This window comes from Pseudomonas sp. NC02, assembly GCF_002874965.1.
Taxonomy (GTDB): domain Bacteria; phylum Pseudomonadota; class Gammaproteobacteria; order Pseudomonadales; family Pseudomonadaceae; genus Aquipseudomonas.
Map to the genome: position 1 here is coordinate 326,707 of NZ_CP025624.1, position 22,543 is coordinate 349,249.

At 61.4% G+C, this 22,543-nt stretch carries 21 protein-coding genes and 1 tRNA gene; 11 read left to right on the plus strand and 11 right to left on the minus strand.

What is annotated here, in order from left to right; translation table 11 throughout:
* Window positions 1-5 precede the first annotated feature (5 nt).
* The 3 genes from C0058_RS01530 (at window position 6) to bcsQ (ending at window position 3,676) form a co-directional block, all read left to right on the plus strand.
* A complete protein-coding gene (locus tag C0058_RS01530; protein ID WP_003218070.1) occupies window positions 6-1,421 on the plus strand; it encodes an MBOAT family protein in 1,416 nt (471 codons plus the stop codon).
* 12 nt (window positions 1,422-1,433) lie between these two features.
* Entirely contained in the window at window positions 1,434-2,561 is a 1,128-nt protein-coding gene (locus C0058_RS01535; RefSeq protein ID WP_102367915.1) for a cell division protein FtsQ, read from the plus strand.
* 173 nt (window positions 2,562-2,734) lie between these two features.
* Entirely contained in the window at window positions 2,735-3,676 is a 942-nt protein-coding gene (gene bcsQ / locus C0058_RS01540; protein WP_102367916.1) for a cellulose biosynthesis protein BcsQ, read from the plus strand.
* 242 nt (window positions 3,677-3,918) lie between these two features.
* On the opposite strand, the gene C0058_RS01545 is transcribed toward bcsQ, so the two are convergent.
* The 5 genes from C0058_RS01545 to C0058_RS01565 form a co-directional block, all read right to left on the minus strand.
* A complete protein-coding gene (locus C0058_RS01545; RefSeq protein ID WP_102367917.1) occupies window positions 3,919-5,133 on the minus strand; it encodes a methyltransferase in 1,215 nt (404 codons plus the stop codon).
* Window positions 5,114-5,803 carry an ABC transporter permease gene (locus C0058_RS01550; RefSeq protein ID WP_032899447.1) on the minus strand — a complete coding sequence of 230 codons (690 nt, stop codon included), beginning with the start codon at window positions 5,801-5,803 and terminating at the stop codon, window positions 5,114-5,116. Before C0058_RS01550 ends, C0058_RS01545 begins: the two co-directional genes overlap by 20 nt.
* Before the next feature lie 38 nt (window positions 5,804-5,841).
* Window positions 5,842-6,537, minus strand: a complete 696-nt coding sequence (locus C0058_RS01555) for an ABC transporter permease (RefSeq protein ID WP_003218063.1) — start codon at window positions 6,535-6,537, stop codon at window positions 5,842-5,844.
* Between the two features lie 73 nt (window positions 6,538-6,610).
* Window positions 6,611-7,363: an ABC transporter substrate-binding protein gene (locus tag C0058_RS01560; RefSeq protein ID WP_003218061.1), complete on the minus strand. Its 753-nt coding sequence runs from the start codon at window positions 7,361-7,363 to the stop codon at window positions 6,611-6,613.
* Window positions 7,364-7,376: 13 nt separating this feature from the next.
* Entirely contained in the window at window positions 7,377-8,150 is a 774-nt protein-coding gene (locus tag C0058_RS01565) for an ABC transporter ATP-binding protein (RefSeq protein WP_003218059.1), read from the minus strand.
* 554 nt (window positions 8,151-8,704) lie between these two features.
* On the opposite strand from C0058_RS01565, the gene gabP reads away from it, so the two are divergent.
* A complete protein-coding gene (gabP, locus tag C0058_RS01570) occupies window positions 8,705-10,096 on the plus strand; it encodes a GABA permease (protein WP_003218057.1) in 1,392 nt (463 codons plus the stop codon).
* A gap of 135 nt (window positions 10,097-10,231) precedes the next feature.
* Here the strand turns inward: gabP and C0058_RS01575 are convergent, their stop codons facing one another.
* Both C0058_RS01575 and C0058_RS01580 read right to left on the minus strand, forming a co-directional pair.
* Window positions 10,232-10,645, minus strand: a complete 414-nt coding sequence (locus C0058_RS01575) for a hypothetical protein (protein WP_008435696.1) — start codon at window positions 10,643-10,645, stop codon at window positions 10,232-10,234.
* A 73-nt stretch (window positions 10,646-10,718) separates the two neighbouring features.
* On the minus strand, window positions 10,719-11,639 hold the full coding sequence (locus tag C0058_RS01580; RefSeq protein WP_102367918.1) for an alpha/beta fold hydrolase: 921 nt from the start codon (window positions 11,637-11,639) through the stop codon (window positions 10,719-10,721).
* 172 nt (window positions 11,640-11,811) lie between these two features.
* Here C0058_RS01580 and C0058_RS01585 point away from each other — a divergent pair, with 172 nt between their 5' ends.
* The 3 genes from C0058_RS01585 to C0058_RS01595 all read left to right on the plus strand — a co-directional run bounded on the left by C0058_RS01585 (window position 11,812) and on the right by C0058_RS01595 (window position 15,033).
* Window positions 11,812-12,777, plus strand: a complete 966-nt coding sequence (locus C0058_RS01585) for an arsenic resistance protein (protein ID WP_102367919.1) — start codon at window positions 11,812-11,814, stop codon at window positions 12,775-12,777.
* Window positions 12,778-12,864: 87 nt separating this feature from the next.
* A complete protein-coding gene (locus tag C0058_RS01590; protein WP_032899441.1) occupies window positions 12,865-14,505 on the plus strand; it encodes a glycosyltransferase family 39 protein in 1,641 nt (546 codons plus the stop codon).
* Between the two features lie 252 nt (window positions 14,506-14,757).
* The gene (locus C0058_RS01595; protein WP_008435692.1) at window positions 14,758-15,033 is read left to right on the plus strand and encodes a hypothetical protein; all 276 of its coding nucleotides are present in this window, start codon (window positions 14,758-14,760) and stop codon (window positions 15,031-15,033) included.
* Window positions 15,034-15,124: 91 nt separating this feature from the next.
* Here the strand turns inward: C0058_RS01595 and C0058_RS01600 are convergent.
* From C0058_RS01600 to C0058_RS01615, 4 genes are all read right to left on the minus strand, one after another.
* Window positions 15,125-15,200 (minus strand) — tRNA-Phe (locus tag C0058_RS01600).
* A gap of 103 nt (window positions 15,201-15,303) precedes the next feature.
* Window positions 15,304-15,576 carry an oxidative damage protection protein gene (locus C0058_RS01605; RefSeq protein WP_087693327.1) on the minus strand — a complete coding sequence of 91 codons (273 nt, stop codon included), beginning with the start codon at window positions 15,574-15,576 and terminating at the stop codon, window positions 15,304-15,306.
* On the minus strand, window positions 15,573-16,640 hold the full coding sequence (gene mutY, locus C0058_RS01610) for an A/G-specific adenine glycosylase (protein WP_102367920.1): 1,068 nt from the start codon (window positions 16,638-16,640) through the stop codon (window positions 15,573-15,575). Before mutY ends, C0058_RS01605 begins: the two co-directional genes overlap by 4 nt.
* On the minus strand, window positions 16,637-18,853 hold the full coding sequence (locus C0058_RS01615) for an AsmA family protein (protein WP_102367921.1): 2,217 nt from the start codon (window positions 18,851-18,853) through the stop codon (window positions 16,637-16,639). Before C0058_RS01615 ends, mutY begins: the two co-directional genes overlap by 4 nt.
* 295 nt (window positions 18,854-19,148) lie before the next feature.
* On the opposite strand from C0058_RS01615, the gene C0058_RS01620 reads away from it, so the two are divergent.
* From C0058_RS01620 to C0058_RS01635, 4 genes are all read left to right on the plus strand, one after another.
* The gene (locus C0058_RS01620) at window positions 19,149-20,810 is read left to right on the plus strand and encodes an OFA family MFS transporter (protein WP_102367922.1); all 1,662 of its coding nucleotides are present in this window, start codon (window positions 19,149-19,151) and stop codon (window positions 20,808-20,810) included.
* A gap of 240 nt (window positions 20,811-21,050) precedes the next feature.
* Window positions 21,051-21,644, plus strand: a complete 594-nt coding sequence (hisB, locus tag C0058_RS01625) for an imidazoleglycerol-phosphate dehydratase HisB (protein WP_003218037.1) — start codon at window positions 21,051-21,053, stop codon at window positions 21,642-21,644.
* The gene (gene hisH, locus C0058_RS01630; protein ID WP_003218034.1) at window positions 21,644-22,282 is read left to right on the plus strand and encodes an imidazole glycerol phosphate synthase subunit HisH; all 639 of its coding nucleotides are present in this window, start codon (window positions 21,644-21,646) and stop codon (window positions 22,280-22,282) included. Before hisB ends, hisH begins: the two co-directional genes overlap by 1 nt.
* Window positions 22,282-22,539, plus strand: a complete 258-nt coding sequence (locus tag C0058_RS01635) for a DUF2164 domain-containing protein (RefSeq protein WP_003218033.1) — start codon at window positions 22,282-22,284, stop codon at window positions 22,537-22,539. Before hisH ends, C0058_RS01635 begins: the two co-directional genes overlap by 1 nt.
* Window positions 22,540-22,543: the final 4 nt, after the last annotated feature.

Genomic DNA, 22,543 nt, shown 5'->3' on the forward strand with positions numbered 1-22,543 from the left:
CCACCATGGTCTTTGCCTCACTGGAATTCCTCACGCTGTTCCTGCCGGCCTTCCTGTTGATTTATGCGCTGGCCCGTCCGGGCTGGCGCAACGTCATCCTGTTGATCGGCAGCTGGCTGTTCTACGGCTGGTTGAGCCCGCTGTTCCTGTTCCTGCACATGGTGTTGACCGTGGTGGCGTGGGTCGGCGGTTTGCTGGTGGACCGTTCCCGTGAAGACGGCAAGGGCCGGGTGCGGCTGTTGATCGCGTTGATCGTGTTCAACACCGCGGTGCTGTGTTGGTACAAGTACGCCAACATCGTCGCGGGCACCGTGAGTGAGGTGATCACCTGGTACGGCGCGATGCCGCTGGATTGGCAGCGCGTGGCGTTGCCGGCCGGGTTGTCGTTCATCGTGCTGCAGGCGATTTCGTACCTGGTGGATGTGCATCGGCACACGGTGCCGGTGGAGCGCAGCTTCATCAATTACGCGACCTATATCTCGATGTTCGGCCACTCGATTGCGGGCCCGATCATTCGTTATGACTGGGTGCGGCGCGAGCTGAACCAGCGTTATTTCAACTGGCCGAATTTCAGCCTTGGCGCCCGGCGTTTCATGATCGGCATGGGCATGAAAGTGCTGGTGGCCGACACCTTGTCGCCGTTGGTGGACATCGCCTTCCACCTGGAAAACCCGAGCCTGGTGGATGCCTGGATCGGCTGCCTGGCGTACTCGTTGCAACTGTTTTTCGACTTCGCCGGCTACAGTGCCATGGCCATCGGCCTGGGCTTGATGCTGGGCTTCCACTTCCCGGAAAACTTCAACCGGCCATACCTCGCCAGCAGCATCCAGGACTTCTGGCGGCGCTGGCATTTGTCGCTGTCCAGCTGGCTGCGGGACTACCTGTACATCGCCCTCGGCGGTAACCGCGATGGCGTATGGCGTACCTACCGCAACCTGTTCCTGACCATGGCGATTGCCGGGTTGTGGCATGGCGGCGACAGTTGGAACTACCTGTTGTGGGGTTCGGCCCACGGTATCGCGTTGTGCATTGACCGGGCGTGGTCGCGCTCGAGCCTGCCGAGCATTCCGCCGGTGCTGTCGCACATCTTGACGCTGCTGTTTGTGTGCCTGGCCTGGACGCTGTTCCGCGCACCGGACTTCCATTCGGCACTGACCATGTACGCCGGCCAATTCGGCATGCATGGCATGGCCTTGGGTGATGCGTTGGCCGTGGCCATGCGCCCGGCCCATGGCATGGCCGCGTTGCTCGGTTTGGTGTGCATCATCGCGCCGATCTGGCAGACCCGCTGCGAGCAGCGTTTTGGTACGCAGCCCTGGTTTGTGGTGGCCGCATCCCTGTGGCCGGTGGCCGGGTTTGTGTTGTCGTTCGCGCTGATTGCCAGCCGCGATGCCGTGCCGTTTCTGTACTTTCAGTTCTAAGGAAGCCTGACGATGCCCGCCCCTACCGCGCCGACCCCACCGAGTGAATTGGCCGTCCGCACCAGCCCCCTGGCGGGCTGGGTGTTGGTGCCTTTCCTGGCGGCGGGGCTGTTGTCTTGCGTCTGGCTGATGGTCAAGGGGCCGGTGAGTTTCCTGCCGCCCAAGGTCGACAGCGACATGCTGCTGCACGGTGAAGTGACCCATCGGTTCGCCAAGGAATTGTCCAAGGCACCGATGGCCATCGAAGCGGCAAACCTGGAGCGCGGCGCCAGTTGGCTGGCGTTCGGCGACACCGGGCCGCGGGTGCGCCAGGGCTGCCCGGGCTGGCTGTTTATCAGCGATGAGCTGAAGCTCAACCGCCACGCCGAAGACAATGCGCGCACCAAGGCCGACGCGGTGATCGACCTGAAAAAGCAGCTGGGCCAGCGCGGTATTGATCTGCAAGTGATGGTGGTGCCGGATAAAACCCGCATCGCCGCTGCCCAGCGTTGCGGCTTGTATCGTCCGGCCGTGCTGGATGGCCGGATCCAGCAATGGAGCACGCTGTTGCAAGCGGCGGGCGTTGAAGTGCTGGATTTGACCGACACCCTGAAACCCCTCGGCCCGGACGCCTACCTGCGTACCGACACGCACTGGAGCGAAATCGGCTCGAATGCCGGCGCCCGCGCCGTGGCCCTGCGCATCCAGCAGCGCGGTATCCAGGCCACGCCGGAGCAAGCCTTCGACATTACCCAGGCACCGCTCGCACCGCGACCGGGTGACCTGGTGCGCCTGGCCGGTCTCGATTGGTTGCCGCCGAAGTTTCAGCCGGTGGGCGAGCAGGTTGCGGCCAGCACCGCGCATGAGAACGGCCCGGCGGCGTCGAGTAACCCTGACGATTTGTTTGGTGACGCCGGCCTGCCGAACGTGGCGCTGATCGGTACCTCGTTTTCGCGCAATTCGAATTTCGTGGGTTTCCTGCAAAAAGCCCTGAACGCTCCGGTGGGTAACTTCAGCAAGGACGGCGGCGAATTTTCAGGCGCCGCCAAGGCTTATTTCGACAGCCCGGCGTTCAAGCAGACGCCGCCCAAGCTGCTGATCTGGGAGATCCCGGAGCGGGATTTGCAAACACCTTACGACCCGATAAAGATTAGTCAGTAAATTGACCATTTACCGCTCGTCTTAAAGATTTCTTCAGAAACAGCAAAATAATGACACTTTCATTCCTTTGTCACAGAATGCGTACACAAAGGCGCCCACAAAAAGACCTGCGGTAAGCATCAGTACAGCTGACCTTTCACGTCTTTAAGATGCGTCGTGAGGGAGTGTTGGCGATGAGCCGTACCGATGATCTTTTTTCGTTGTTCGATAAGACGACTGCCAGTGATGTTCAAGGGATGGATTCGATGCTGCAGTTCTTCGAAGACATGCCGGTCGACGACAGTGCCAGCCTCAATATGGGCAGTGGCGCGTCGTTCTCCCGACATTCCCCTTGTGCCAACGAGCAGTCCCGCGAAGTCGCGAACATCCGGGCGAAGGTGGTAGCGCTGGTTTCGGTCAATGGCGGCGTCGGCCGCAGCACCCTGGCCACGGCGCTGAGCAGCGGTTTGCAGCGCCTGGGGCAGCCAGTGGTGGCGCTGGACCTGGACCCGCAAAACGCGCTCTATCACCACTTCGGCCTGGGCCACACCTTGCCCGGCATCGGGCGCACCAGCCTGCACAACGAGCGCTGGAGCCAGATCCTTCATTCAGGCTTTGCCGGTTGCCAGGTGATCACGTTTGGCGAAACCGATATCCGTCAGCAGGAAGACCTCCAGCGCTGGCTGAAACAGGAGCCGCATTGGCTGGCGCAACATTTGTCGGCCCTGGGCTTGGGTGAGCAGGACACGGTGATCATCGACACCCCGGCGGGCAATAACGTCTACCTGCATCAGGCACTGAACGTGGCCGATGTGGTGCTGGTCATCGCCCAGGCGGATGCGGCTTCCCTTGGCACCCTGGAGCAGATGGAGCAGTTGCTGGCGCCACACCTTGATGATCGGCCGGCGCTGCGTTGCCATTTCGTGATCAACCAACTCGACGAGACCTCGGGCTTTAGCCTGGACATGGTCGAGGTGTTCAGGAAGCGCCTGGGTGACAGCCTGTTGGAGGTGGTGCATCGGGATCCGGCGATCAGCGAGGCCCTGGCTTTTGGCAGCGATCCGCTGGATAACCAAGCCGCAAGCATGGCCTGTGACGATATCAATGCGCTTTGTCGCCTGCTGGTTGCCCGCTGAAAAGCCCGGGTTATGCCGCTAACCTCAGGTGCTTATGCACAATCGGTTGGTTCGACCTGTCATCAAACCGCAATTTTGCGGAGCGGTTCTCATCACGCTGCAACTGCCTGTTTTGCGTGCGTTTTATTTTGTGAACAAAAAATGACCAGTCAGCATTTTGCGCCGCGAAGCTTGCCGGCAGGGCCTCTGCCAGAATTCCATCAACAGAGTTATCCACAGGGCACGTTGCGACAAAATGCCCTTTAATTGCGCTCGGCGAGCAGCATCAGGTTGCGCGGGGTGAGCGGTGTTTCGCAGAAGCTGCCGACTTGAACCCTGTAACCGTTTTCTTCGAGAAACAATGCCCGGTCCAGCACCAGCCACATTTCCAGCGGGCGCCGAAACAGACCACGCACTAATTCCAGGTTTCGCACCTGTGCCAAGCGCTGCCAGCCTTGGGCCTCCAGTGCCGACCAATCCTGTTCCCCTGTGGATAATCCCTTGAGGGCCGCCAGTTCGCGGCAGTAGTCGGCGAACGGCTTGGCCAGCCAACTCGCGGGCAGGGACGGAGTGGGCAGGTAAGCATCGCTCCCGCGCAGTTGCCGCTGCAGAACATCAAAACCCAGGCGCCTGGCCATCGACGTATCGCGCTGCTGACGCACTCGAGCGCCGGCGGTAACGGTTTCGCTCAGCGGCAGGCCGAGGTCTTCCACCGATAAATGCAGTGACGACGCCTGGGCGGCAATCGACAGCGGCTGGTACTGCTCGGCGCGGATGCGGTTGTAGCAGCAGGGCGCCACGGCCAACTGCTGGCAGCCGGCGGCGCTGGCCAGTCGGAGCAGGCGCACATGCAGGTCGCCGCAGGCGTGCAGTGCCACTGGGGTTTGGTCACGGTTGATCTGCACGTCGGCCATCACGTCTTGCAGGCGATGGCTGACGGGCAATTGATGGTGTTCGCTGAGGGCTTGCCCTGAGGCGATGAGGGCCGGGTCGTATTCCAGGCAGGTCAGTTGCTGCCCGGGTTGCAACAGGCGGCGGCCGAGGTGGCCCTTGCCGGCACACCAGTCGAGCCAGTGTTCGGGGGTTTGGCGAAATTGCAGCGCGGCGCCGAAGGCTTCGATCTGCTGCCATTTGCGGCCGGGTACATCGACGTTCAGGCGATGGCGGGCGGCGGGTAGCGGGCGGGATGGTAAGTTATCCACAGCGCTGAGATTCAGCGACTGCATGGCCAGCTCAGGGAAAGGCGCAGGCGCCGGCAAGTGGTGAGGCTGGTTATGGCTGGTTTCCGCTTCGGCCAGCGAGCGCTGGCGCAGCCAATGGGCCAGTTCGGGATGCTGGGTTTCCCACGGCAATTGCAGATGGGTAAAGGGCCGTGGTCGCCACAGCCCTTGATGTTCGGTGAGGAACGTATCCAGCGCCTGGAAGCGGGCGAGCAGGTGCTCACCCGTCAACAAGGCGTCAGCGGCCCTGGCAGGCATCGACCCGCAACCAGCGCTCCAGCAGCTTGAAGAAGCGCACCAGGACGTAGGACATCAGCAGGTAGAACAACCCGGCAGCGAAGAAGATCTCCACCGGCAGGTAGGTGCGGGCAATGATCGTGCGGGCCATGCCGGTCAGTTCCAGCAGGGTCACGGTACTGGCCAGGGCGCTGGCCTTGAGCATCAGGATCACTTCGTTGCTGTAGGCCGGCAGGCCGATGCGCGCGGCACGCGGCAGGATGATGTAGAACAGCGCCTTGGGCCTGGACATGCCCAGCGCCCGCGCGGCTTCGATTTCACCCGGCGGGATGGCCTGGATCGCGCCGCGCAGGATCTCGGCGATATAGGCGGCGGTGTGCAGGGTCATGGTGGCGGTGGCGCACCAGAACGGGTCCCGCAGGTACGGCCACATGAAGCTTTCACGCACGGCGTCGAACTGTGCCAGGCCGTAGTACACCAGGAACAGCTGCACCAGCAGCGGCGTGCCGCGGAAGAAGAAAATGTAGCAGTAGGGCAGGGTGCGCACGTACCACAGGCGTGACGAGCGGGCGATGCCCAGCGGGATTGCCAGCAGCAGGCCGGCGATCACGGCGATGGCCACCAGCTCCAGGGTCAGGGTTGCGCCCTGGGCCAGTTTCGGCAGCCATTTGATGATCACGGCCCAGTTCAGGCCCAGGTCGAAATGCGACAGCCAGCTGTAGTCGCCACTCATTGCGTGCTCCTCGCAAAGCCGCGCGCGGCACGTTTTTCCAGGAAGTGCATGCCGGTCATCGCCAGGACAGTGAGGCCCAGGTACATGAAGGCCGCGACCATAAAGAAGGTGAAGGGCTGCTTGGTGACGGTCACGCCGATCTGCGCGTGGCGCATGATTTCTTCCAGGCCGATCACCGAGACCAGCGCGGTGTCCTTCATCAGAATCATGAACAGGTTGCCCAGGCCCGGCAGCGCGATGCGCCACATCTGCGGCATGATCAAGCGGGTGAAGATCCGGACCTTCGACAAGCCCAGTGCGACACCGGCTTCACGGTGGCCCTTGGGAATGGCCAGGATCGCGCCGCGGAAGACTTCCGTGGCGTAGGCGCCAAAGCACAGGCCCAGGGCGATCACCCCGGCGGCGAAAGCGCTGAGGGAAAGGTCGGGGTTGCCGAAAAACTCCCCGAGGGAGCGCATCAGGTTGACCGTGCCGAAGTAGATCAGCAGGACCCACAGCAGTTCCGGGATGCCGCGAACCAGGGTGGAGTAGCTGCCGCCAAGCCATTGCAGCGGCTTGTACGGGGAAGTCTTGGCCAGGGCGCCGGCCAGCCCGAGCACCAGCCCGAGGCACAGGGCGGTGAGCGCCAGCTTGACGGTCATCAGCGCACCGGCGGCGAGCGCCGGGCCGAATCCGTAGAGGTCGAAATTCATGGTTTAGTCGTTTCGCAAGGCAAAGCTCAGGACCGGCGCACTCAAGCGAGCACGCCGGGCAGGCCATTCAGGATCACTCGATACTGAAAGGGAAGTACTTGTCGTTGATCTTCTTGTAGGTGCCGTCGGCCTTGATTTCAGCCAGGGCTTTGTTCAAGCGCTCGCGCAGCGGGTCGCCTTTGCGTACGGCGATACCGATCTTGTCGCTCTCGACCACCGGGTCGCCCTTGAATTCGTAGGCGGAGCCGTCTTTGCTTTTCAGCCACTCGTACTGCACGTACTTGTCGGCGAGCATCCCGTCCAGGCGGCCGGAAGTCAGGTCGAGGTAGGCGTTTTCCTGGGTGTCGTAGAGCTTGGCGGTGGTGTCCGGCAGCTTGTCTTCCAGGTAGGTACCGGCCAGCGTTGCGCGCTGTGCACCGATGATCTTGCCCTTCAGGTAGTCCGCGTCGGTCTTGAAGTCTTTGTTGGCTTTGGGCGCGATGAACTGCAGCTTGTTGGAGTAGTACGGGTCGGTGAAGTCGACGGCCTGCTTGCGTTCATCGGTGATGGACAGCGAGGAGACCAGGAAGTCGAACTTCTTGGCATTCAGGGCCGGGATAATGCCGTCCCAGTCGGAGACATACACTTCGCACTTCTCGACTTTCATCTTGGCGCACAGGGCGTCGCCGATGTCCTTGTCGAAGCCGACGACGTTGCCGCTGGCATCTTTATTGTTGAACGGCGGGTAGGCCGCTTCGATCCCCATTTTCAAGGTTTCAGCCATCGCCGTGGCGCTGAACGCCATCGAAACAGCGGCGGCCAAGAGGAATTTTTTATAGTTCTGCATGCATGTTGCTCCGTTAGCGGTTGCTGGACATGAATTGTTTGCAGCGCGCCGAAAGCGGGTTTTCAAATACCTGCTGTGGCGATCCTTGCTCTTCGACCAGGCCCTGGTGCAGGAACACCACTTCACTGGACACCTGGCGGGCAAAGCCCATTTCATGGGTGACCAGCAGCATGGTGCGGCCTTCTTCGGCCAGGGCGCGGATCACATTAAGTACTTCCTGAACCATTTCCGGGTCAAGGGCCGATGTGGGCTCGTCGAACAGGATGACTTTGGGCTGCATGGCCAGGGTGCGTGCGATCGCGGCGCGTTGTTGCTGGCCGCCGGACAGTTGCGCGGGGTAGGCATGACGCTTGTCACTGATGCCGACCTTGGCCAGCAAGGCTTCGGCGATTTCAGTGGCTTCGGCCTTGCTCTGGCCGAGCACGCGGCGCGGGGCCTCGATGATGTTGTCGAGGACGCTCATGTGCGGCCACAGGTTAAAGTTTTGAAACACAAAACCGATTTCGCTGCGCAGGCGGTTGATCTGTTTGCCGTCGGCGGCCACCAGTTCGCCGTTTTTCGCAGCCTTGAGCTTGAGCTCTTCACCGGCCACCAGGATTTGCCCCTGGTGCGGGTTTTCCAGCAGGTTGATGCAGCGCAGGAACGTGGACTTGCCGGAACCGGAGGAACCCAGGATCGAGATCACATCGCCGTCGCGGGCGGTCAGCGAGATACCTTTAAGCACCTCCAGCTCACCATAGCGTTTATGCAAGTTGCGGATTTCAAGCGCGGGCGTGGCCTCAGCCATGTGCGGTCCTCATTGTGTTCATTGCGCTCCTGCTGTTGGCCCGCCTTCCTGGCGAGGCGCCAAGCTAGCATAGCGTCCGGATGACAGCCAACAGCCCTGCAGGCGGTAAACAGACGGTCTGCGGCAGGGTGTCGCATCGGCACAGCAGTGTGTCGCGCCATCAACAACCGAACAGCCGTTTGAACCAGTATTCCTACAGGTTTCGCGTAAAAAAGGGCGCGATGGTGCCAGCTTTGGCCGGGTGTTGGAAGGGTTAAACCGGCGAACGGTCTTTATCAGCCCTTTTATGGGGCGTCACGTACAAATTGTGTGTGTTTTTGGTGCACTGATTCGTCTTTCAAGTGAGTCGCACAGTAACGCTATAGCGGAATGCCATTAGTGTCAGTGACTTACGAGAGCTATTGAGTTTCCCTACAGCCCGCGTCAATCGCGGCTCTGTAACATTTTGGCGCAAATCTTGCGTAAAAAATAAAGAACGCCCCGTTGGTTTCTTTTCACGAGAAAGACGCCAGACCGGGTGGACCGTATTCGCAATTCCTCGCAAAGGTGTGTCAATGAGTAGTACGCAAAGCTCCAATGACCTCGAACAGGGGCTCAAACCGCGTCACGTCACCATGCTGTCGATTGCCGGCGTTATCGGTGCCGGGTTGTTTGTGGGCTCCGGCCACGCGATTGCTGCGGCGGGCCCGGCCGTGCTGCTGGCTTATGCCGCCGCCGGTACGCTGGTGGTGTTGGTGATGCGCATGCTGGCCGAGATGGCCGTGGCATCGCCGGACACGGGTTCGTTCTCTACTTATGCCGACCGTGCGATCGGGCACTGGGCCGGTTTCACCATCGGCTGGTTGTACTGGTGGTTCTGGGTGCTGGTGATTCCGCTGGAAGCCAACGCTGCCGCGACCATCCTGCACGCCTGGTTCCCCGGCGTGGCGATCTGGGCCTTCACCCTGATCATTACCTTGCTGCTGACCGCGACCAACCTGTTCAGTGTGAAGAACTACGGCGAGTTCGAGTTCTGGTTTGCGCTGATCAAAGTGGTGGCGATCATTGGGTTTGTGATCCTCGGCATCCTGGCGATCTTCGGCTTCCTGCCGGGCAGTCAGGTCAGCGGCGTTTCGCACCTGTTCGACACCCAGGGCTTCCTGCCCAACGGCATGGGCGCGGTATTGGCGGCGATCCTGACCACCATGTTCTCGTTCATGGGCACCGAGATCGTGACCATCGCGGCCGCTGAATCGAAGAACCCGGGCCAGCAGATTTCCAAGGCCACCAACTCGGTGATCTGGCGGATCGGCTTGTTCTACCTGGTGTCGATCTTCATCGTCGTGGCCCTGGTGCCGTGGAATGATCCTGCGCTGGCAGCGGTCGGTTCCTACCAGACCGTGCTGGAACGCATGGGCATCCCGAATGCCAAGCTGATCGTTGACCTGGTGGTGCTGGTGGCCGTGACCAGTTGCCTGAACTCGGCGCTGTACACCGCTTCGCGCATGATGTTCTCCCTGGGCCGTCGCGGTGATGCACCGGCGGTGTCCAAGATCACCAACAAGAGCGGCACGCCTTACTGGGCGGTGTTGCTGTCTACCGGCGCGGCGTTCCTGGCGGTATTCGCCAACTACGTGGCACCGGCGGCAGTGTTTGAATTCCTGCTGGCCAGCTCCGGCGCCATCGCGCTGCTGGTGTACCTGGTGATCGCCGTTTCGCAACTGCGCATGCGCCAGAAACGCACGGAAGCGGGCGAGAAGATTGCCTTCAAGATGTGGCTGTTCCCGGGCCTGACGTATGCGGTGATCGTGTTCATCGTGGGCGTGCTGACGATCATGTTGTTCCAGGAAGCGCATCAGGTGGAGATCATTGCCACCGGGATCCTGAGCTTGCTGGTCGTTGCGGCGGGGCTGATGGTGTCGCGTCGGCGCAAGGGCCGGAAGGTTGGGGCGGCGGTGCTTAACTGACGGAGTGCTTTCGTCGCAATACCGTTGATCAAATGTGGGAGCGGGCTTGCTCGCGAATGCGGTGGATCAGTCGACATTTGAGCTGACTGACACACTGCCTTCGCGAGCAAGCCCGCTCCCACATTTCGTTTTGTATCAGTCTTCGGAATTCACCAGCGCCTGTGACGCCGCGACGTAATCGGCCTGGAATTCCGGCGACTCAATCCACGCCAGCGCTGCCGCTTCATCCTCGGTATCCGTGGCCCACTGGCGATACTCGATCAGCGCCGCGAGGATAAAGTCCGTCGCTTCTTCTTCGCCTTCCTGCTCCAGTACCACTGCCAGCAGCGGGTGCGCCAGGAACACGGCACACAGCGCCTGCTGGCTGGTTTCGCCAGCGGTGCGCATCTCCAGGAACAGCTCGGTCAAATCCACCGATTCAAGATCAATGCGGCTGTCATCGCCGGCAAAGGCATCCGGCTTGGTGGCGACGGCGCGTTGGGTGCGATTCTGCTTGGCCTTGGCTTTTGCCCGGTGGGCGCGTTTTTGCTGCTTGTTCGGCGAAGCCATGGGCTCACGTCCTTGGTGTCAGGATCTGGGGGTGGGGTATTGAAGCGCAGGTCTGGAGAAATCCCAAGGCTTTCTAGGTGCGATCCGTCACTTGGCGCCCCGGCGTGCCGTTGGCCAACTCTCCCCTTTGCAGCCAAGCCAATGCAATCGGCCACAACCGATCCTGATACTGGCTGCGAAAGAATGCGAAGTGTCCGACCTCTTTTTCGCCGATATCTTCAGGGGCGATCCGCAGGTGCGTGCGCTCGCTGCCGTCGAAGTAACCCAGCAGGCGCTCGATTGCCGCCACCGTGCCAAACGGGTCGTCGGTAATGCTGATGGCCAATATCTGTGCCTTCACCCGCGAAAACGGCAACTCGGGCAAGGCTCGCCCACTCGGACGTTTTTCATAACTCGGCGTCGGCGTACTCCAGTCGCGTACCACGCCCGCCGGGGTATCCTCCAGCCAGCCTATGCGTTTGCCCGGGAAGTAGCCAAAAACCGCTGTCACCAGCGGCATCACCACATGCCATTTGGCAAGCATCCGCCAGCGCCCGCTCGCCTCGTAGTCGCGCCAGTAGGCAAACTGCGCGCCTACCGTCACCAGGCGCCGAATCACTGCGCCGGAAGCCCCGAGTCCCGCCGCACATCCGCCAAAACTGTGCCCGACCACATCAATCGGTTGGCCGGCAAACTCCCGCTGGGCCCGCTGCAGGATCGCTTCGAAGTCCAGCACGCCCCAATCGGACCATGAGGCCTTGAACCCTTTCAGCGAGCCGCTGCGGGATTCGCCGATGCCGCGGTAGTCGTAGGTAATGACGTCGAAGCCATTGGCAAACAGGTAATCGGCAAACCGTGAGTAGTGACGGCAGCGTACGGAGGTGGCGGCGTTGATGATGACGACCGGGCGTTCAACGTCTGTGCGCGGATGGCGCCATGTGAAGCCGCCGATGGAATGCCCATCGGCTGTGGGCTCGCGGAATGCTTCGGCTTGAGTTCGGGCTGGCAGGTTCATGAACAGGCTCGATCATTGCGCTTTCGATGGGGTGTCAAAGGCCCGTGCGCAGTTTTATGAGAAGTCGAAACTAACAAATTTCTGCTACGAAGACCCCGGGGATTTTTCTGAGGCTCGACCTGAGCGGCACAGATGCCTAGGCTTAGACCCTTTCGCCCACCAGAGCCGGCCCATGACCCGCGACACCCTCGAACAAAACCAGATCCCGATCTACTTCGCCAGCGTGGTGCTGGCTGCCGTTGTTGGCCTGCTGGCGCCCTCCATGGCTCAAGGTGTGGCCGCCCTGGTTACGCCCGCCATCGCCGTGCTGATGTACGCGATGTTTCTGCAAATCCCCTTTCTGGACCTGCGCCAGGGCTTGGGCAACAAACGCTTTATGGCCGCATTGCTGCTGGCCAACTTCATCCTGATTCCGCTGCTGGTGTGGGCGCTGACTCGGGGCCTGGTGGAACACCCGGCGATCCTGGTGGGTGCGTTGCTGGTGCTGTTGACGCCGTGCATCGACTACGTGGTGGTGTTTACCCATATCGGCAAGGGTGACTCGCGGTTGATGCTGGCAGCGACCCCGATTCTGTTGTTGCTGCAACTGCTGCTGTTGCCGGTCTACCTGGGGTTGATGCTGGGGGCGCAGTCGCAGGTAGTGGTTGCAGTGGGGCCGTTTGTCGAGGCCTTCCTGCTGCTGATCGTTGCCCCCATGATTCTGGCGGTGCTGACCACTTCCCAGTCCCGGCGCTCACCGGTCGTCAGTGCCTGGAACGATGCCTGGGCCTGGCTGCCCGTGCCGGCCATGGCGCTGGTGCTGATGGTGGTGATCGGTTCGCAGATCACCGCCGTGGTCCGCGATATCGGCCTGCTGGCGCCGGTGATCCCGGTGTATATCGGCTTCCTGTTGCTGGCCCCGCTGATGGGGGCGCTGGCTTCGCGCCTGTTCAAGCTATCGGCGCCCACGGCGCGGGCGGTCACCTTCAGCGCCTCCACGCGTAATTCCCTGGTGGTGCTGCCGCTGGCGCTGGCGTTACCCGAAGAGATCCGTGGGCTCGCTGCTGCCGCAGTGATCACGCAAACCCTGGTGGAATTGGTAGGGGAGCTACTCTATATCCGCCTGCTGCCGCTGCTGATCTGGCCCGCTCGTCGTTAGGCGGATGAATGTTTGATTCCGTTCAGGGCTTATTCAGGGTGGCGTTCGGCAACATGAGCCGGTTTACCCCACCTGACAGGCTGAATAATGGATCAACACAATCGCTTTCGAATGGAATCGCTGGGTATTTTCCTCATCGCCCTGCTGCTGTTCACCCTGGGCATCTGGGACCAGCAGCCACAGGGCTTCGACGGCCGCTGGGCCGTGTTCATGCAAGAGATGTTTCGCCACGGCGCGAGCCTGTTTCCTACCACCTACGGTGAGCCTTACCCGGACTATCCGGGCACCGCGACCTACCTCAGCTACCTCTTTGCCCGTTTATTCGGCGCGCCCAACGACCTGGCTAACGTGATGCCCACCGCCCTGGCGTCTGCCGGGGTCATGGCGCTGATCTACCGCTTGCTGGTGCCGTCGGGCCGGGCGTGGGCGCTGCTGACGGTGCTGCTCACCGCATTGACTGCCCAGTTGCTGGAGAAGTCGCGCTCGGTGTGCCTGGACCAGATGATCTCGTTGTTGTGCCTGGGGTGTTTCTACCTGCTGCATACCGGTGAGCGCCTGGGCTCGCGGCTGCGCCAATATGCGATCTTTCCGTTGTTCGTGGTGGCGTTTGCCATTCGCGGGCCGCTGGGGTTGATCGAGGTGTGCGGGGTGGCCTGTGTCTACTGGGCGCTGGGCACCGCTCGTACGCGGCAAGAGCGGATTGCACTGCTGAAAAAGGTGATTGCCCACGGCGTGGTCGGTTTGATCCTGCTGGCCGGCTGTTGGTGGGCGCTGTTGAAACTGGCGCGGATCAGCGGGGGCGATGCTTTCGTCGATGATGTGCTGCGGATGCAATTCACCGGGCGCCTTGATGAAACCGGTGAGGCGTTCTACTTCTACTTCAAGCTGAGCCTGTACCGCTATTTCCCGGTGGTGCCGCTGGCATTGGCGACGATGATTGCCCTGCGCCACAAATGGTCGGCCCGCCACGACGATGCCGATGTGCAGTTGATGCTGCGTTTGGCCGCCTGCGGCCTGATGATTTTGCTGGGCTTGTCGGTGCCGCACTTCAAGCGCGCCTACTACATCGTGCCCATGGTCCCGATGTTTGCCGCGGTGGCCGCCTATGGCTTGCTCCAGGCCCAGGGCTGGTTGCTCGGCGTGCGGCGTGGCTATGAGTGGCTGGTGGCGGTCCTGCCGGTGCTGGGCATTGTCGTGGTGTTTGTCTGTCGGCATCTGTGGCACAAGCACGGCTACTGGCCGGACGTTTCAGTGCCGGCGCTGGTGGGTGTGCTGATCGTGCTGCAACTCGCAGCCGTGATTGCCTGGCGCCGTTTGCAGGGCAATCTCGGCCAGCGCCTAGTGGTGCTCAGCGTGATTGCGCTGGCCACCCAATGGCTGGTGCTGGTGAAGGTTGTGGAGCCGGCCAAGGACCTGCAATTCGACACCAGGAACTTCGTAAGCGCGGTGGAAAAGCTGCGTGCCGATAATCCCGGGACCCTGGTGTTCGTCGATCTGGCCAAGGACACCTGGGCGATTCGCTACATCATGAATCTGGATCACGACGAGCAGCCGCTGTTCATCGGGCGCAACCAACCCTTGCTGGTGGATACGCTACCGCGCCCCGCCTGGGTGATTGTGGAGCGCAAGCAAACCGCATTGCTCAGCGGCACGCCGCTGGAACACATGGCGCCGGTGTTCAATGGACGGTTGAATGACAACCCGCTGCTGGTGTTCCTGGTGAAGTGACTCAGTCGCCTTGACATCCTTGTCGGTGGTGACGCCGACGAGAGTGGCGATCACTGGGGAATTAAGGATGGATCAATGGGGTCGGAATGAGGTGTTGATAACCGGCACTTTGGATCGTCTTACTGTATGGTCGCCGCCTGGATGACCGGTTGGTCTGATTGGAGCGCTTTGCAGCCTGCCGCAAAACAGGCGCCTGCTAGGCTTGGGTACTTTCGTGGTGATGAGTTTGGGTGCGACATGGAAGCAGTAAAAATGGATTTTGAGTATGCCGGTGCCGAGAGCGTCGGTAGTGCCCACGTGATCGGCCGTTCCTGGCTTGGCGGCCTCAGCATCTGTTTCGACGGAGGCTGCAGCTACCCCTCGATGATCAGCGTGCTGGAGGCTGTGTTCAGGCGCTACGGACGCCTGGTGCGTTTTGGCGAGTCGCTCTCGGCGCAGGATTGGATTGCGCGCGTGGAGGAGAGTGGTTTTCACATCTCCGAGCAGGAGCGGGTTGCGGTGTTGACGTTGATGCGGGGCGGGGGCTGAAGGAGTCAAAAACGGCAGGCAACAAAAAACCCGCACCAGGCGGGTTTTTTGTGTGTTTCAGATGACATTTGCACCACCTGAAACTAATTAGTGGTGCCCAGAGACGGAATCGAACCGCCGACACGGGGATTTTCAATCCCCTGCTCTACCGACTGAGCTATCTGGGCAACGGGGCGCATTAAACGGGTTTTTCAGGGGGTCGTCAAGCAAGTTTTCAAAAAATATTTAATTATTACCGTCGCTTACGGGCCAACCCCCAAATTTGATCAATTATTCAGCAGGTGGCACGTAGCCGTCGGCCTTGGCGTAATCCTCGCCGGAAAAATACTTGTCCATCTCGCCCTGCAGGTATTTGCGGTCTTCGGCGTTCATCATGTTCAGGCGCTTTTCGTTGATCAACAGGGTCTGGTGCTTTTGCCAGTCAGCCCAGGCCTTGGCGGAGACGTTGTCGAAAATGTCCTGGCCCTTGGCGCCAGGGAACGGGGCGCGCTCCAGGGCGGGCAGTTCTTCGTGGTACTTGCGGCAGATGATGGTGCGGGTCATGACGGAACTCCTGCGTTCAATACTTCAGCCGCGCGCTTCAGCAGTTTTTTCACCGGGGCGGCAAGGCCCAGGCGCGGCGGGGTGGCGAGGTTATACCAGAGCCAGTCAGCCTCGGCCACGTGATGGGCAGACTCCTGGGCCTGGACCAGCCAGGGTTCGATAGCCAGTTGGAAGTGGCTGAAGGTGTGGATCAGGCTCGGCAGCTCCTGGAGTTTGCCCAGCGCCAGCGAGTGCTGGTTGGCCAGGTGTTCCAGGTCGGCCAGGTCATCCAGCTCCGGCAGGCTCCACAAACCGCCCCACAGGCCCGTGGAGGGGCGACGGTAAAGCAGGATCGCGCCCTCGCCATTGGCCAGCATCGGCATCAGCGTGCGCTTCTGGGGCACGGTCTTGCGTGGCTTGGGGATCGGGTAGCGGGTTTCCAGGCCGAGCAGGTGCGCTTCGCAGCCCTTTTCCAGCGGGCACAGCAGGCAGCTGGGCTTGCTGCGGGTGCAGAGGGTGGCGCCCATGTCCATCATGGCCTGGGTGTAGGCGTTGACGCGGTCATGGGGCGTAAAGCGCTCTGCGGTGGCCCACAGCTGTTTGGCGACCTTCGGCTCGCCCGGGTAACCCTCTTGCGCGGTAAAGCGCGCCAGCACGCGTTTGACGTTGCCATCGAGGATCGGCGCTCGCAGGCCCATGCTCAGGCTGGCAATCGCACCCGCGGTGGACAGGCCAATGCCGGGCAGTTCGGTGAGTTTTTCGACGTCACGGGGAAACTCGCCGCCATATTCGGCAACGACGATCTTCGCGGTCTTTTGCAGGTTGCGCGCCCGGGTGTAGTAACCCAGCCCGGTCCACAGGTGCAGCACTTCGTCTTCCGGCGCGGCAGCCAGGGCTTCGACCGTTGGCAAGGACGCCATGAACCGGTCGAAGTAGTTCAGCACGGTGCTGACCTGGGTCTGCTGCAACATGATCTCCGAGACCCACACCCGGTAAGGCGTGATGCCCTGTTGCCAGGGCAGGTCATGGCGACCGTGGCGGTCGTACCAGTCGAGCACCGCCGTTGAAAACTGCTCGTTTCTCATCGTTTGAACAGGCCTTTAAGCGCGTCTTTCAGCTGTGGATTGACCTTGTCGAGCTTCTGTTCAAGCTTCTCGCTGAGCTTGTTGCCCGCCGCCTTGATGGCGACCTGGCTCAAGCCGTCCTTGTCCAGGCGGCAGGCCTTGGCGCCCAGTTCCAGCGGGCCACGGCAGCGCAGCGGGACTTCGATGTTCTGGAAGTTGGAGCCCACCTGGCAAGCCGGGTCCGGCACGTCGCGCTGGTCGCCTTCGACGATGATGCCGACGCGGTAGTCCATGCCCAGCACGCGCAGGTCGACGTCACCGTCACCGTTGACGGTCAGGCCCGGGATGCGCACTTTCAGGTCGGGGTTGCTGGCCACGCCATTGCGCAAGGTCAGGTTGCCCTTGAGTTCCTGGAACGGGGTGTCCTTGCCGCGCTGGTCGCCGCTGAGGGTCTTGCGGTTGAGCAGGGCGATGCCGGTGCACAGCTGTTGCTCGATGTTGGCGTTGAGCAGCACGCCGTTGTTGATCGCGAAGCTGGCGGTACCGTTGAGGCTGTCGATCAGGGCTTTCTGGCTATTGCCGCGGCCGTTGAGGTTGCTGTCGAGGGTGAGCTGGCCCTTCACCGGCGGGTTCTGCCCCTGGGCTTGCAGGATGCGTTCGACCGGTACCTGCTTGATGCGGGTTTGCAGCGCCAGCAGCGGGATGTCCTGGCGCACGTCAAGGTTGCCGTTGGCCTGGAAGGTGCCGTTGTAGAGGCCGCCGCTCAAGGTATCGAGCTTGAGCTGGCCATCGAGGCCGGAGGCTTTCAGGGCGGCATTCTGGATCGGCAGCTTGCTCAGGGTCAGTTGGCCAAAGGACAGGTCGGCGTTTACGTCCAGGGTGCGCAGGCGGGTCAGCGGCAGCAGCTTGTCGGTACTCCACGCGGCTTTGGTCGGGGCGTCCGGCAACGGTGTGGTGCCACCGGCCGCCATGGCGCCGGCTTCGCTGTTCTGCACTTCAGCCTGGCGCGCGGCCGCAGCGCCCTTGGCGGCTTCGGACTTGGCCGGCAGGTAGTTGTCGGCGTTGAACGTATCGGCCTTGAGCTGCACCCGCAGGGATTGCCTGGCGAAATCATCCACGGCCACGCGACCGGTGAAGGTGCTGTCGTCGAGTTTCAGGTTGAGGTCTTCAAGCGCCAGGCTGGTCGGCGTGCCCTTGAGGCGGCTGACCAGTTCGACCTTGCTCAGGCTGCCGGCGGCCATCGGTGGCAGCGGGTTGCCGACGCTGTCGAGGAACTTGGCCAGGTCAAACTGGGCAATCGACAGGGCGCCGCTGAACTGTGGAGTCTTGTCCAGGTCGTTGACCTTCAGCTCGCCCAGGGCGCGCAGTTGGTTCAGCGACAGCTTCATGCCGGTCCATTCGGCGATATTCGCAGACTGGTCCACCAGCAATTGGCCCTGGGTCGAAAAGGTCACGGTCTTGCCTTGCAGCGGCTCGCCGGTGGCTTCACCAGTGACCTTCATGTCTTCGAACTGGTAGCGCTTGAGGGCGCGCTGAATGCGCAGGTTGCCGTTCACCTCGGTCTTGACGCGCATCAGCGGCTGGTTGGTGCCGAAGAACGCGGTGAGTTTGACCGGGATGCTTGCACCTTCGTGCACGGCGCCGGCACTCAGCTGGATGCTTTCGGCGCTGAACTGCTTGCCGGTCTGCTCGTCGTTGTATTCGACGCGGGCGTTGTTGATGGTCAGGCTGTCGATGTCCAGGCGGATCGGCTGCGGCGGCTTTTCAGGCTTGGGCGGTGTGGCCGCTTCAGTCACGGCAGGCGTGGTGGCGGCGGTAGCCGGGTCCGGCACATTCTTGCCGATGTCTTCCCAGTTGCCGTGGCCATGCACGTCTTTGTTCAGGCGCAGGTTCAGGCCTTCGACACGTACATCGCTCATCTGCACTTCACGGCGCAGCAGCGGCAGCACGCGCACCGACAGGCCGAGCATCTGCAGATCGGCAAACGGTTGGCTCGGATTGGTCAGGGTCGCAACGCTGGCCTCGTGCAATTCAAGACCGAGCCAGGGGAACAGGCTCCAGCCGATGTCGCCATTGAGCGTCAGCTCGATGTGGGCCTTGTCGCGGGCAATCTGGCGAATCTCGTCTTTGTAGTCGTTGGGATCGAAGAGATGGGTCAGGGCAAAGCCTAGAGCCACAATGATCAGCAACAGCCCGAGAAGTACCAGACCCAGGATTTTGCCGAACGCTTTCATGGGCGAGTCCTTGTATGTCGATTTTAAAATTTAGCCGAAGAGTATAACGCTCGTAGCCCTATGGCTGTTTAGGGATCGTTACATGGCGTCAAACAAATCAGATAACTCCAGAAAGGTGATATCAGTTTGGTTTTTCTGTCATCCACAGATGCTAATCTGCGCATGTTCGTCTGCCGTCTGCGACTAAACGTCGCGTTTAAAAGGAGCTTTACTCAACAAAACGGCCACGCCTTGCGTGTAAGGCCGAGGGAGAGAGCGCCCGACGGACACATACTAATAACTGGGGGAAACACCAATGAGCACTAGCACTGCGGCGGGTAATACTGCTGCACAGCCTGCGTTCCTGTCCAAGGAACGCATTATCGCCAAGCCCGGGTTCAACCGTTGGCTGGTACCACCGGCCGCCCTGGCGATCCACCTGTGTATCGGCATGGCCTACGGTTTTTCGGTGTTCTGGCTGCCGTTGTCCAAGGCGCTGGGGATCACCGCACCGGTCGCCTGCGCGCCGGACATGAGCTTCATCAGCCAGGTCTTCTCGTCGCAATGCGACTGGCCCATCTCCATGCTGGGCTGGATCTACACCCTGTTCTTCATCTTCCTCGGCTGCTCTGCGGCGATCTGGGGCGGCTGGCTGGAACACGCCGGGCCACGCAAGGCTGGTGTCGTTTCGGCCTTGTGCTGGTGTGGCGGCCTGCTGATCTCTGCGTTGGGGATCTATACCCACCAGATCTGGCTGATGTGGATCGGCTCCGGGGTCATTGGCGGTATCGGCCTGGGCCTGGGCTATATCTCGCCGGTCTCGACCCTGATCAAATGGTTCCCGGACAAGCGCGGCATGGCCACCGGCATGGCGATCATGGGCTTCGGCGGCGGCGCGATGGTGGGTGCCCCGCTGGCAGCCGCCTTGATGGGCCACTTTGCCTCGCCGACCAGCGTTGGCGTGTGGCAGAGCTTCGTGGTCATGGCCGTGATCTACTTCGTGTTCATGATCGGCGGCGCCTTGTCCTACCGTGTTCCGCCTACCGGCTGGAAGCCTGAGGGCTGGACTGCCCCGGCAAAAAAAGCCAGCAACGCGATGATCACCCACCGTCACGTGCACGTGAACGTGGCCTGGAAAACCCCGCAATTCCGCCTGGTGTGGCTGGTGCTGTGCCTGAACGTGTCTGCCGGCATCGGCATCCTCGGCATGGCTTCGCCGCTGCTGCAGGAAGTGTTCGGCGGCAAGTTGCTGGGTAACGGCCTGGCATTTGGCCAACTGGATGCCGGCCAACTGGCTTCCATCGCGGCCATCGCAGCCGGCTTTACCGGTCTGTTGAGCCTGTTCAACATCGGTGGCCGGTTCTTCTGGGCATCGTTCTCCGACTACCTTGGCCGTAAAAACACCTACTTCGTGTTCTTCGCATTGGGCTTTGCCCTGTACGCGCTGATCCCGAACCTGGGTCACCTGGGTAACGTCGCGCTTTTCGTGGCGGCGTTCTGCATCATCCTGTCGATGTACGGCGGTGGTTTTGCGACGGTGCCGGCTTACCTGGCGGACCTGTTCGGTACGCAAATGGTGGGTGCGATCCACGGTCGCCTGCTGACCGCTTGGGCAGCGGCGGGCGTACTGGGCCCGGTGCTGGTGAACTACCTGCGTGAGTATCAGTTGAGCATCGGCGTTGAACGCGCTGCCGCCTACGACATCACCTTGTACATCCTCGCCGGCCTGCTGGTGCTGGGCTTTATCTGCAACCTGCTGGTACGGCCGGTGGCAGACAAGTACTTCATGACCGACGCCGAACTGGCTGCCGAGCAGGCACTGGGCCACGACAAGGGCGCCGATTCCAGCACCGTGCTGGAGTGGAAAGCCTCCTCCGGCAGCGTGCCATTGGCGGTGGCTGCCTGGCTGGTGGTGGGTATTCCGTTGGCGTGGGGCGTGTGGGTCACCCTGCAGAAAACTGCGGTACTGTTCCACTAACACCGCGTAACCCTTGTGGGAGCGGGCTTGCTCGCGAATGCGATGGATCAGTCAGCACATGTATTGGCTGACACACCGCTTTCGCGAGCAAGCCCGCTCCCACACAAAGCTGCTCCCACACTTGTACTGACATGTCTATCCCCGACACTCCATCAGTCTTATCCCCTCCGATGTTTCTGTTTAGCGCCCGCGCCCCTATAATGGCTGCCTTTTTCGCCCAATGATTTTGCGGAGCTGGTGATGGCCGAACGTAAGGCGTCCGTCGAGCGCGACACTCTGGAAACCCAGATCAAAGCCTCGATCAACCTGGATGGCACCGGAAAGGCCCGATTTGATATCGGTGTACCTTTTCTTGAGCACATGCTGGACCAGATCGCCCGTCACGGGCTGATCGACCTGGATATCGTCAGCAAGGGCGACCTGCATATCGACGACCACCACACGGTGGAAGACGTCGGTATCACGTTGGGCCAGGCATTTGCCAAAGCCATCGGCGACAAGAAAGGCATCCGTCGCTACGGTCACGCCTATGTCCCGCTGGATGAAGCGCTGTCGCGTGTGGTCATCGACTTCTCCGGCCGCCCGGGCCTGCAGATGCACGTGCCGTACACCCGCGCCACCGTGGGCGGCTTCGACGTCGACCTGTTCCAGGAATTCTTCCAGGGTTTCGTCAACCACGCCCTGGTCAGCCTGCACATCGACAACCTGCGTGGCACCAACACCCACCACCAGATCGAGACCGTGTTCAAGGCTTTCGGCCGTGCCCTGCGCATGGCCGTGGAGCTGGATGACCGCATGGCCGGGCAAATGCCGTCGACCAAGGGCGTCCTGTAATGCAGACGGTCGCGGTTATCGACTACGGCATGGGTAACCTGCACTCGGTGGCCAAGGCCCTCGAGCACGTAGGTGCCGGCAAGGTGCTGATCACCAGCGATGCCGACGTGATTCGCGAAGCCGACCGGGTAGTGTTCCCGGGGGTTGGCGCGATTCGCGACTGCATGGCCGAGATTCGTCGCCTGGGCTTCGACAGCCTGGTGCGTGAAGTCAGCCAGGACCGGCCGTTCCTCGGCATCTGCGTGGGCATGCAAGCCTTGCTCGACAGCAGTGAAGAGAACGACGGCGTCGACTGCATCGGTCTGTTTCCGGGCCAGGTGAAGTTTTTCGGCAAGGACCTGCACGAAGACGGCGAGCACCTGAAGGTGCCGCACATGGGCTGGAACGAAGTGCGCCAGACCGTGGATCACCCGCTGTGGCACGAAGTGCCGGACCTGGCGCGTTTCTATTTCGTACACAGCTATTACATCGCCGCCGGTAATCCGCGCCAGGTGGTGGGTGGCGGGCACTATGGCGTCGACTTCGCCGCGGCCCTGGCCGACGGTTCGCGCTTTGCCGTGCAATTCCACCCGGAGAAGAGCCATACCCATGGCCTGCAATTGCTGCAGAACTTCGCCGCGTGGGACGGGCGCTGGTAATGGCCAAGAAGGTCAAGCCGCCGATCTTGAACCTCACTCCCCAGCAGGAGAGTGAGGCCACCGACAAGATCAAGCGTTTCATGGAAGACCGCTTCGAGCTCAAGCTCGGCTCGTTCGAGGTCGCAGAAATCCTCGAACTGTTCACCACTGAAATTGCTCCGCACTATTACAACAGGGCGATTTTCGATGTGCAGACGCACCTTAAAGAAAGGTTCGAAAGCATCGAAAGCGACTTGTGGGCGCTCGAGAAACCCTGATTTC

Bases quoted from the DNA above. Each gene is read 5' to 3' on its own strand.
- C0058_RS01530 (WP_003218070.1), top strand. From the start codon at position 6: ATGGTCTTTGCCTCACTGGAATTCCTCACGCTGTTCCTGCCGGCCTTC.
- C0058_RS01535 (WP_102367915.1), top strand. From the start codon at position 1,434: ATGCCCGCCCCTACCGCGCCGACCCCACCGAGTGAATTGGCCGTCCGC.
- bcsQ (WP_102367916.1), top strand. From the start codon at position 2,735: ATGAGCCGTACCGATGATCTTTTTTCGTTGTTCGATAAGACGACTGCC.
- C0058_RS01545 (WP_102367917.1), bottom strand. From the start codon at position 5,133: ATGCCTGCCAGGGCCGCTGACGCCTTGTTGACGGGTGAGCACCTGCTC.
- C0058_RS01555 (WP_003218063.1), bottom strand. From the start codon at position 6,537: ATGAATTTCGACCTCTACGGATTCGGCCCGGCGCTCGCCGCCGGTGCG.
- C0058_RS01560 (WP_003218061.1), bottom strand. From the start codon at position 7,363: ATGCAGAACTATAAAAAATTCCTCTTGGCCGCCGCTGTTTCGATGGCG.
- C0058_RS01565 (WP_003218059.1), bottom strand. From the start codon at position 8,150: ATGGCTGAGGCCACGCCCGCGCTTGAAATCCGCAACTTGCATAAACGC.
- gabP (WP_003218057.1), top strand. From the start codon at position 8,705: ATGAGTAGTACGCAAAGCTCCAATGACCTCGAACAGGGGCTCAAACCG.
- C0058_RS01575 (WP_008435696.1), bottom strand. From the start codon at position 10,645: ATGGCTTCGCCGAACAAGCAGCAAAAACGCGCCCACCGGGCAAAAGCC.
- C0058_RS01580 (WP_102367918.1), bottom strand. From the start codon at position 11,639: ATGAACCTGCCAGCCCGAACTCAAGCCGAAGCATTCCGCGAGCCCACA.
- C0058_RS01585 (WP_102367919.1), top strand. From the start codon at position 11,812: ATGACCCGCGACACCCTCGAACAAAACCAGATCCCGATCTACTTCGCC.
- C0058_RS01590 (WP_032899441.1), top strand. From the start codon at position 12,865: ATGGATCAACACAATCGCTTTCGAATGGAATCGCTGGGTATTTTCCTC.
- C0058_RS01595 (WP_008435692.1), top strand. From the start codon at position 14,758: ATGGATTTTGAGTATGCCGGTGCCGAGAGCGTCGGTAGTGCCCACGTG.
- C0058_RS01605 (WP_087693327.1), bottom strand. From the start codon at position 15,576: ATGACCCGCACCATCATCTGCCGCAAGTACCACGAAGAACTGCCCGCC.
- mutY (WP_102367920.1), bottom strand. From the start codon at position 16,640: ATGAGAAACGAGCAGTTTTCAACGGCGGTGCTCGACTGGTACGACCGC.
- C0058_RS01615 (WP_102367921.1), bottom strand. From the start codon at position 18,853: ATGAAAGCGTTCGGCAAAATCCTGGGTCTGGTACTTCTCGGGCTGTTG.
- C0058_RS01620 (WP_102367922.1), top strand. From the start codon at position 19,149: ATGAGCACTAGCACTGCGGCGGGTAATACTGCTGCACAGCCTGCGTTC.
- hisB (WP_003218037.1), top strand. From the start codon at position 21,051: ATGGCCGAACGTAAGGCGTCCGTCGAGCGCGACACTCTGGAAACCCAG.
- hisH (WP_003218034.1), top strand. From the start codon at position 21,644: ATGCAGACGGTCGCGGTTATCGACTACGGCATGGGTAACCTGCACTCG.
- C0058_RS01635 (WP_003218033.1), top strand. From the start codon at position 22,282: ATGGCCAAGAAGGTCAAGCCGCCGATCTTGAACCTCACTCCCCAGCAG.